We start from the raw sequence: 8,044 nt of genomic DNA, 5'->3' as shown, positions 1-8,044 counted from the left end.
CATAGCACGACTCGACTGAGTAGAGCTTGCAATCCCAATTGAAAGCAAAGAACCTATCACTTTCATAGAAAAATTGTAATTTCTTCCATAAAGCATATCTTCTGCCCTTTGAAGTTTTTCACAAAACTTCTTTCGAATCTTTAAATTTATAAATTGTTCTATATATAGATATTTTAATATTTTAATTAATATGATAAAATATGGTATCTCTATATGAATATGAGGGATGTGATCGCATGGTAGTAGTTACAGGTGCGACAGGCCATATAGGCAATGTGTTGGTGAGAAAGCTTGTTGAAGACCACATTTCCGTCAGAGCTTTATTTGCGCCCGGAGATGATCTCAAGGCTCTAAGTAACCTTCCCGTTGAACTGATACCGATGGACATTCTTGATTTTGATGGGCTCGTTAGAGCATTTGACGGAGCAGAGGCAGTATTTCATCTTGCCGGGATAATCACTATAATGCCCTTTTTTCAGAAGCGCGTATACAGGGTAAATGTGGAAGGCACCAAAAACGTTATCACTGCCTGTCGAAAAGCTGGGGTTAAAAGGCTTGTTTATGTGAGCTCCGTTCATGCATTGAGCGAGCCTGAAAAAGGTGCTACGATCGACGAGAATTTCGAGTTCAACGCAATGAAAGTATATGGATGTTACGGAAAATCAAAAGCAATAGCTGGCATGGAAGTAGAAAAAGCGGCTTCCCGGGGTCTTGATACTGTTATTCTTTGCCCAAGTGGTGTCATAGGGCCATATGATTACAGGGGTTCTGAAATGGGAAAGTTGTTTGAAGACTTTTTAAAAGGAAAATTTCGCATAGCGGTCGATGGATGCTTTGACTTTGTAGATGTTCGGGATGTAGCAGATGGAATTGTAAAAGCCTGGAAGAAAGGAGAATCGGGAGAAAAATATATACTCAGTGGCCATACGATAACGATGAGGAAATTGGTGGCTATGCTGAATAATTGCAGCGCTTTGAAAAGAAAAAAGGTATTCTTTTTGCCGGAGGCACTCATGTATCCCATTGCAGCGACAATGACGCTATTTTATTGGTTATCGGGCTCAAAACCAAGATTTACTTTTTACTCCCTTCATACCCTTCATAGATATTACAATTTTACGCATGAAAAAGCATCCAGAGAGTTAGGGTATAATCCAAGACCCATTAAAGAATCCGTTGAAGATACGCTTGAATGGTTTGAGAAGAAAATGAATTTTTCAAAAGGCTCTTTCTCGCAGGAAAAGGGGTTGATATGAAAAGAATCGCTATCATCACCATATATTGCTTTTTGTATACAGCGTCACTTGCTCTTAGCCTGAATTATGAAGAACTATATTCGAGATTCGTTGTAGCCCGCTCCAGCGAGGATGCTACAAAAATGATTCAAATTTTGGAGATTCTGGAAGAAGGGGAGAAAACTCTTTCATCTCCAAAATTGCTAACACTACTGGCAGACTGTTACCGGGAATTGGGAATCTGGGGCAAAGAAAAGGAACGGGTAAAAGCCTTGGAAAAGGCTATGAATTGTGCATGTTTATCAATCACAAGATTTGAATGTCATTATGCTTATTTTGTTGCGGGAGATGCGATTGGAAGGTTAGCTGAAAAAAGAAAATCCCTTTATCTTTTAAAGAAATTCGATTTTTACATGGGAAAGGCTATTGAATTACTACCTGATGACCCCAGACCTTTGATTGCTATGGGAGACAAATATATGCAATCTCCCTGGCCAATCCGTAATTACCAATTAGCAGAGATTTACTTTCAAAAGGCTCTGAAAGTAGATCCTAATGATATTGAAGCCTGTGTTAAACTCGCCCTGCTTTATGAACGCGTGAAAGATCCAAAACGCATAAAGAAATATTTGTTGCTGGCATTGAGTTTACCGACAAGAGATGAATGGGTTGAGAAAGACAGTAAACTGAAGGAACTTTCCGCTACAATGCTTGTAATGCTTGCATCGGAAAGTTCCCACTAATTACGTATTGGATATTGTCTCAGTGAGAAATAAACCTACAACAGTATTGATCTTTTGTCCCTAATCTGAAAGCCAGTCAACGACATTCAAAGCAAGCTTGCTGTCATCGTACATAAACCAGCCGTTGTAGAGCATTTTCCCGGGAGTTCCAGTTCCATCATCGAAGGGCGAACTATCTCCAATTGCAGCGAATTTCCCGTTAGCATATGATCCGTAAACAACATATGGTTTTCCGTAAGCTTTAGCCGCGACATGTATTTCCGGTTTTGTTAAAGTAATAGTGCAACCATTCCAGAGACCTACTTCTTCAATCCCTTCGGTTAATGGCGTCATTTCGATTTCCCTATCAGGTGTAATTACAAGATCGTTACCGTCAAAACTGATGCCAAATGTATTTGGGGCAAACTGGTTAAAGACTTTTACCGCATCCCAACCGTTCCTATTTCTGTCTGCTCCACCATGATCGGCTATGAAAAAAACGCTTCCGCCTTCCCTTACATATTTCAGAAGAGCGTCAATTTCGGTTTTATCAAAAGGCTGATTTGGTTCAGGAATGACCAGAACATCGTATTGAGCAAGTGAATAATAGTCAAAAGGAACAACGGTTTTATCAACGAGATAACCCTTTTCCTTGAGCGCATCGGCAAAATCGGAATAAGCGCCATCAATCGTCCAATCAGCATTACCTGCGGTTTGGCCATGACCTTCATCAAAGAGGACTCGCTTCTCTCTGTTGAGTGAATAGGTGTATTTGAAAATGTTTTGCATATTTCCTTTAAGGTCTTTTACACCCCAGAGATAGACAGCTCCCGAATCGGTTTCTGATTGCAGAGTTAGCCGACTAATCCTGCCGTTTTCAGCACGCTCTGCCCGAAGTATCTGGTTTCCCCTGAGCCTTATCGTTTTGTTTGGAATTACAGATTCAGGCATTACGGGCTCGTTCAAGACAACATCGAGTACATTTGTAGATTGAAGCGTGCACATGGTGATGATAGGCGGATCGAAATCTTCTGTGATGATATCTTCTGGCCATCTTGGCCAGAGTTCATGCAGCCACTCGTATTGTCCCAATACTCCGGTTACTGTTATTTCGCTTCCGGGTTTTACTTTGGTAAGATTAATGCCCGTATTCGTTCTGATATATACAATGCCTTCACCACTTCCGTCGTCTATGTAATACTTTGGAGGATCTTCTTTGACTAACTTGCCTGTTGTAATAACCAATAAACCCTGCAATGCTGTATCGTTTATTTGGTTTGTCTTGATCACCAACGGTTCAGGAACCTCTGACTTGCCAAGAACTGTTATTGCCGAAGGTATGTTTACCGTTATTTCACGGTTTTTGCGATGTGTGTATGTCATACCTTTGATTCTGACACGATCACCAGCTTCAATGCCCAACGTGCTGAGATCGACTCCATTACCGTATATGTTCACACCTGCGGTTTCGTCCTGAATGAAGAGAATATTGATATCAAAGGCTCCAGGTGGGACCGTTACAACTCCTTCAACTTCAACTACCTGATAATCTGGCAACCGCTTTGCATCGGAAATAGAAATCAATTTTTCTTGCTTTGCTGGCGTGAAAATTGCGGGCATTCCAATTCTTGAGGGATCTTTCCACATGCCGAGAGAGTTCTTCATCGCATAATCTTCCGCAAAAATGAAAGCGTCCATGTAATCTTTTCTAAAGGGAAAGTAAGTATATGCTTTGCCATATCCGTTCAAGATCAAAACAAGATTGTGGAGAACCCAAAATTCCTTACTCTTATAATCAACGGAGAACCAGGCATATCTTAAAAGCCTATTATAGCTATCCCTGTCTTCATTGCCTGTGGTTATCGCTATGGTACTTTTTTCGGGCATTATTGTCTTTGTGAACTCAGATGCCTCTTTCCCGAAATATTCGACAGGCTTTTTAGGATGGACTGTTTCAGGCGTATCTACCCCGATAAATCTTACATATTCAGTTCTTCCCTGGTAATCAATGGAGATAGTGTCACCGTCGACATTTTTATTGACAGTAACAAGCATAGAAGCCTCCGGGGTGAACTTTTCCAGCCATTCCTCAAAATAAAGAAACTGGGCGCCATTCTTTTCCAGAGTGATCGGTGTTAACGCTACACCAACAACGGCTAATGTAAGAATTAAAAATATCAAGAACCTTGAAAGGCATTTCATATAAGGTCCCCCTCCTTTGGGCACAGGCTTAAAAAAGCGATATGAAAGCCTCAGGTTTAAACGTCTCATCAAACAAATCTTATCACTGAAAGACTAAAATAAACATCATCAACCTGTGGTTTCATATCGCTGGCTAAGTTAGAATATTATGCTCAATTCTACTTATTAATTCCAGAAACGGAAACATTCAACAGTTTTACAGCTTTCGGGCCTGTATATCTTTTAGACTTTTGAGTCTCTTTCGAAAGGAGCAGTTCTTTTTGAACCTTGTTTATGTTACCGCTTATAGACCCTCCAGTTATTGGATATCTCTCTTTACCATCACAGTACCAGCCAAGGCGGATTTCTCCACCGAAATCACCTGTAACGCTATCCACATTAAAAGCAGAGAATAACGCAACCTCTAAATGAGGCCCCTCACGGAGTGTCTCAAGGGTATTTTTTCCCGGTTCTACGGAGAAATTGTGGATGTTTCCAGTGGGTTCAACGCCAAGATAATGGCTATAACGCACATCTCCCCAGTATTTTAATAATTTTCCATTCACTATTATCTGTTCCCTGTTTAGTGCAAAGCCATCACCATCATATGGAGCGGAATAGTAAGACTCCGGCATAAAGGGGTCAAGTGTTATTGTAATTCCATCACCAACAAAATCTCCCTGAACACTTTCGCCGATCTTAAATGTGGATATTTTTTCGTATACAGCCCTGGCACTGGCATTATCCACATAGTAACTCAGAAAGTCCTCTGCGGGTTCTGAGACTAACAGGACAGGGGCTGTCCCCAGCGCGGGAGTGGGCTTCGCTTGAGCACGGTTCAGGGCTTCTTCGAGAAATTCAGTCACTTTCTTTGAAATGGAGCCTGGCCTATAATCTGAAAACCTCAATTGATGATATAGTTCCACTTCCTCTTCACCCGTTGCCGTCACGATGAGCTCGATGAACGCCCTTACAGCATCAAATTGAACGTCAACTCCTCTGGAATTGAGAATATGCGTATGCACTTTTGTCAGGTAAATTTCTGTGGAATTCAGATAAGCTCCTTTCTTTGTATCCTGCGAAAAAACCTCTGAAGCTATTTCAACTATCCAGTCAGAGATTTCCCCTTTTTGAAGTCCGGACGATATGCTGCCTTTAGCTTCTGAAGGCTCGGCAATGGGGTAGGGCCTGTTCTTGACAAAGCCCGCTGCAAAAGTGCTTTCCTCTATGCGCTTTTTAACCTCTCCTTCGGACATGCCAGGATGTATGGTTGTCTGTGCTGAACCTCTGAATTTCTTTCCAGCTTCTTCAAAATCGCGATAGACCGTAACATTGTAGGAACTGACATTCTTTGCCCTGTTCATATCCAGTTCCTGCCTGATAAAGTAGAGTTCGTGTCCTTCTTTTATGGTTTCGATGACTTTCCAGTCGGATATTTCCCTTGTGCTCTCAAGTGCCTTTTTGATTTTTCTCAACATTATCCTAACCTCGCTTTTGCTTTGATGTATGGACCACCGGAAGAAACTTTCACCCATTCTTTGTGCCCCTTGCCACAGGCGCCGGAACCCGATAGCCGCAATTCGCCTGATATCATGGAAATGGATTGCAGCAAGTCAGGAACATACCCGGTCATAACAACAGGCGAAACGATCTTGCCGGTAAATTTTCCGTTTCTTATCTCACGGCCGTAGGCTATCATACATTGAATTCCCCAGTTTTTTGGATCTTCCATACCACTGTAATAGTCCTCAAGAAGATAACCATGTTCGATAGAGGCTATCATCTCTTCAAGCGAGTCGTTTCCGGGAGAGAAGAATGTATTCGTCATTCTCGTATAGGCTTTTCTCTCAAAAGACTCTCTTTTTCCGTTTCCGGTGGGTTTTGTGCCAAGCTTCAGTGCAGAAAGCAAGTCAGAAATCCCTGTGAGGAGTATCCCTTCCTTTATGATAGTCGTATCTGTTCCCAGTGTTCCTTCATCATCGAAAAGATACGAGGAAACTTCTTCAGCAGCCCTGGCACCATCGTGCATTTCGACGAGCTTGGATGCCACGGGTTTATTCAGGTATTCCACCGCTTTGGCACGGTTTTTTACAAACATATCCATTTCCACGCCATGCCCAAAAGCTTCATGGGCAATAAGGCCAGCAACTTCTGGAGAGCATATTACGTCGTACATACCGGGCTCAATTGGAACAGCGTCAAGAAGCATTACAGCCTTGTCAACGACTTCCTTGATATCTTTACTCATTTCATCAATGAGTTCCGTTCCCTTAAGACCTGAATAGCTTTTATACCCGTAGCGCGTGTTGCTTTCTTTTCGCACTATGGCATATGTATAACCCTGGGACCACATATAGGATTGCATGAGGTCCTTGTTTGGTGAAATAAATAATTTTGAAACCGTAACGCCTTCGTAAGCGGCCATAAAGTTAACCAGCAAATCAGTATATTCATAAGCCTTATCTTTAATGGATGTCAATTTTTCGATTATCTCGGAAGGCCTGGAGAATTCAAGGGGAGTGACCACATCACCATTAAAATGTTTTACAATCTTCTCTTCCATAACACATGGATATTTTCCCGTGTGAAAGCCTTTGGCTTTGCTGTTTCTAAGGCTTTTTTCTGTTTCTTCTCTTATGTTGTTCAGCACCTGCTTAAAATTTTCTTCGGAGAGTTCATTGAAAGAGTATTCTGAATAAATGCTCTCGTTGAAAAGCCTTACAACGAAACCTCTTTCCGTCCAGTTGGAATCCGAAAGGGAAATACCGGTTGTAAGCACCGAATAGCTCTTCCCCGACACATCTGTTCCTAGAACCGATACATAATCGTAATCTTTTGAAAGCTCTGAAATCAGCCGCTTGAGCAGGGGTTTCACTTTTAGCAGGAACGCAGAGTCCTGTACTTTCACAGTATCATCTCCTTGTAATTGATTATCTCCATTATATCCAATCCGTTATAGGAAAACTTGAAAAATGGATCTCCAAAGAACCAATGGTAATACCATGGAATAAAAATAACATGGGGTCCAAGAAGATGTTATCATATGGGCTGGATAAAAGGAAATCCTCAACAGCTTAAGAAAGGCCAGCTATCTATTATGAATTAACCGAGAGCCAAGAACTGAGAATCGAAAAAGCAAAAGTTGCTTTGCAGCAACTATGCTGGACTTCGTTGACTCTTGTTTAAAATCCGAAACTAATCATGTTCGTTGTAGTAATAATCGAAGATCTTTCTTGCAATCGGGGCGGCGACCGTTGATCCGTATCCTCCGTTTTCCACAAAAACGGTAACGATAATTTGTGGCTTTTTCACAGGCGAGAAGCCCGTAAACCATGAATGGGGGGTGCTGTTTGTTTCCGCAGTCCCCGTTTTTCCGGCAACTTCATGCCCAAAGCCCAAAAAGGCATGATATGCTGTTCCTTCATCAGCTGGAGAATGGCCTTTCTTTGTTACGGCTTCTTCCATTGCATTTACAAGAACAGCCCAGTTTTTGGAAGATAGTTTTACTATTGTTGCGGATGAAGTTTTAGAACTTACCCGCAGAGGTGAGTGGGAGCTTGTGCGAACAAAAGCCTCAGGATCACAAAATTATGTTATCAGAATGATTATAAGCGGGATTCTTCACCGTGAATATTCTTTGATCAAAGCCATGGAATCCTCTGCTGCAGATGAGATCAGTCGTATGCAAAGATTTATGGGTGTGCTTGACACCATGATAACTGTTGCACCTCTTATGGGTATAAGCGTGAAGAAGGAGTATGGAATCACTTTCGGTATAGGGACGGCACTTACTGCTTTGGGAGCTGCCCTCTACATGGCTTGGGGACAGACCAACCCATACCTTGGCGCATCCTTCAGCCTGCTTTCATGGGTCATCGTAGCGATGGGCGGTCTGGGAGGAGTAAT

At 42.0% G+C, this 8,044-nt stretch carries 7 protein-coding genes; 3 read left to right on the top strand and 4 right to left on the bottom strand.

Translation table 11 applies throughout. From position 1 onward, the window contains the following. The first annotated feature begins 236 nt into the window (after positions 1 to 236). Both AC3LHT_RS06580 and AC3LHT_RS06575 read left to right on the top strand, forming a co-directional pair. Complete coding sequence (locus tag AC3LHT_RS06580; protein WP_488662343.1) at positions 237 to 1,256, top strand: SDR family oxidoreductase; 1,020 nt, start codon at positions 237 to 239, stop codon at positions 1,254 to 1,256. After that, positions 1,253 to 1,978: a tetratricopeptide repeat protein gene (locus AC3LHT_RS06575; RefSeq protein ID WP_488662342.1), complete on the top strand. Its 726-nt coding sequence runs from the start codon at positions 1,253 to 1,255 to the stop codon at positions 1,976 to 1,978. The genes AC3LHT_RS06580 and AC3LHT_RS06575 overlap by 4 nt, the downstream gene beginning before the upstream one ends. 60 nt (positions 1,979 to 2,038) lie before the next feature. Here the strand turns inward: AC3LHT_RS06575 and AC3LHT_RS06570 are convergent, their stop codons facing one another. The 4 genes from AC3LHT_RS06570 to AC3LHT_RS06555 all read right to left on the bottom strand — a co-directional run bounded on the left by AC3LHT_RS06570 (position 2,039) and on the right by AC3LHT_RS06555 (position 7,648). Continuing rightward, positions 2,039 to 4,159 (bottom strand): thermonuclease family protein, encoded by a 2,121-nt coding sequence (locus AC3LHT_RS06570; protein WP_488662341.1) that lies wholly within the window; start codon positions 4,157 to 4,159, stop codon positions 2,039 to 2,041. 158 nt (positions 4,160 to 4,317) lie between these two features. Next, the gene (locus tag AC3LHT_RS06565; protein WP_488662340.1) at positions 4,318 to 5,616 is read right to left on the bottom strand and encodes a metallopeptidase TldD-related protein; all 1,299 of its coding nucleotides are present in this window, start codon (positions 5,614 to 5,616) and stop codon (positions 4,318 to 4,320) included. Then, positions 5,616 to 7,046: a TldD/PmbA family protein gene (locus tag AC3LHT_RS06560; protein WP_488662339.1), complete on the bottom strand. Its 1,431-nt coding sequence runs from the start codon at positions 7,044 to 7,046 to the stop codon at positions 5,616 to 5,618. The genes AC3LHT_RS06565 and AC3LHT_RS06560 overlap by 1 nt, the downstream gene beginning before the upstream one ends. Before the next feature lie 287 nt (positions 7,047 to 7,333). Continuing rightward, the gene (locus tag AC3LHT_RS06555; RefSeq protein ID WP_488662344.1) at positions 7,334 to 7,648 is read right to left on the bottom strand and encodes a penicillin-binding transpeptidase domain-containing protein; all 315 of its coding nucleotides are present in this window, start codon (positions 7,646 to 7,648) and stop codon (positions 7,334 to 7,336) included. A gap of 49 nt (positions 7,649 to 7,697) precedes the next feature. Here AC3LHT_RS06555 and AC3LHT_RS06550 point away from each other — a divergent pair. Next, a partial coding sequence (locus AC3LHT_RS06550) for a MotA/TolQ/ExbB proton channel family protein (RefSeq protein WP_488662338.1) occupies positions 7,698 to 8,044 on the top strand: 347 nt, incomplete at its 3' end.

Source organism: Kosmotoga sp. (assembly GCF_982836095.1).
Note: the sequence above shows the minus strand (reverse complement) of the source record. Positions and strands in the feature narration are given on the sequence as shown.

What these genes read in the sequence shown, in the direction of transcription:
- AC3LHT_RS06565 (WP_488662340.1), bottom strand. Translation starts at nt 5,616, where the DNA reads ATGTTGAGAAAAATCAAAAAGGCACTTGAGAGCACAAGGGAAATATCC.
- AC3LHT_RS06575 (WP_488662342.1), top strand. Translation starts at nt 1,253, where the DNA reads ATGAAAAGAATCGCTATCATCACCATATATTGCTTTTTGTATACAGCG.
- AC3LHT_RS06580 (WP_488662343.1), top strand. Translation starts at nt 237, where the DNA reads ATGGTAGTAGTTACAGGTGCGACAGGCCATATAGGCAATGTGTTGGTG.
- AC3LHT_RS06570 (WP_488662341.1), bottom strand. Translation starts at nt 4,159, where the DNA reads ATGAAATGCCTTTCAAGGTTCTTGATATTTTTAATTCTTACATTAGCC.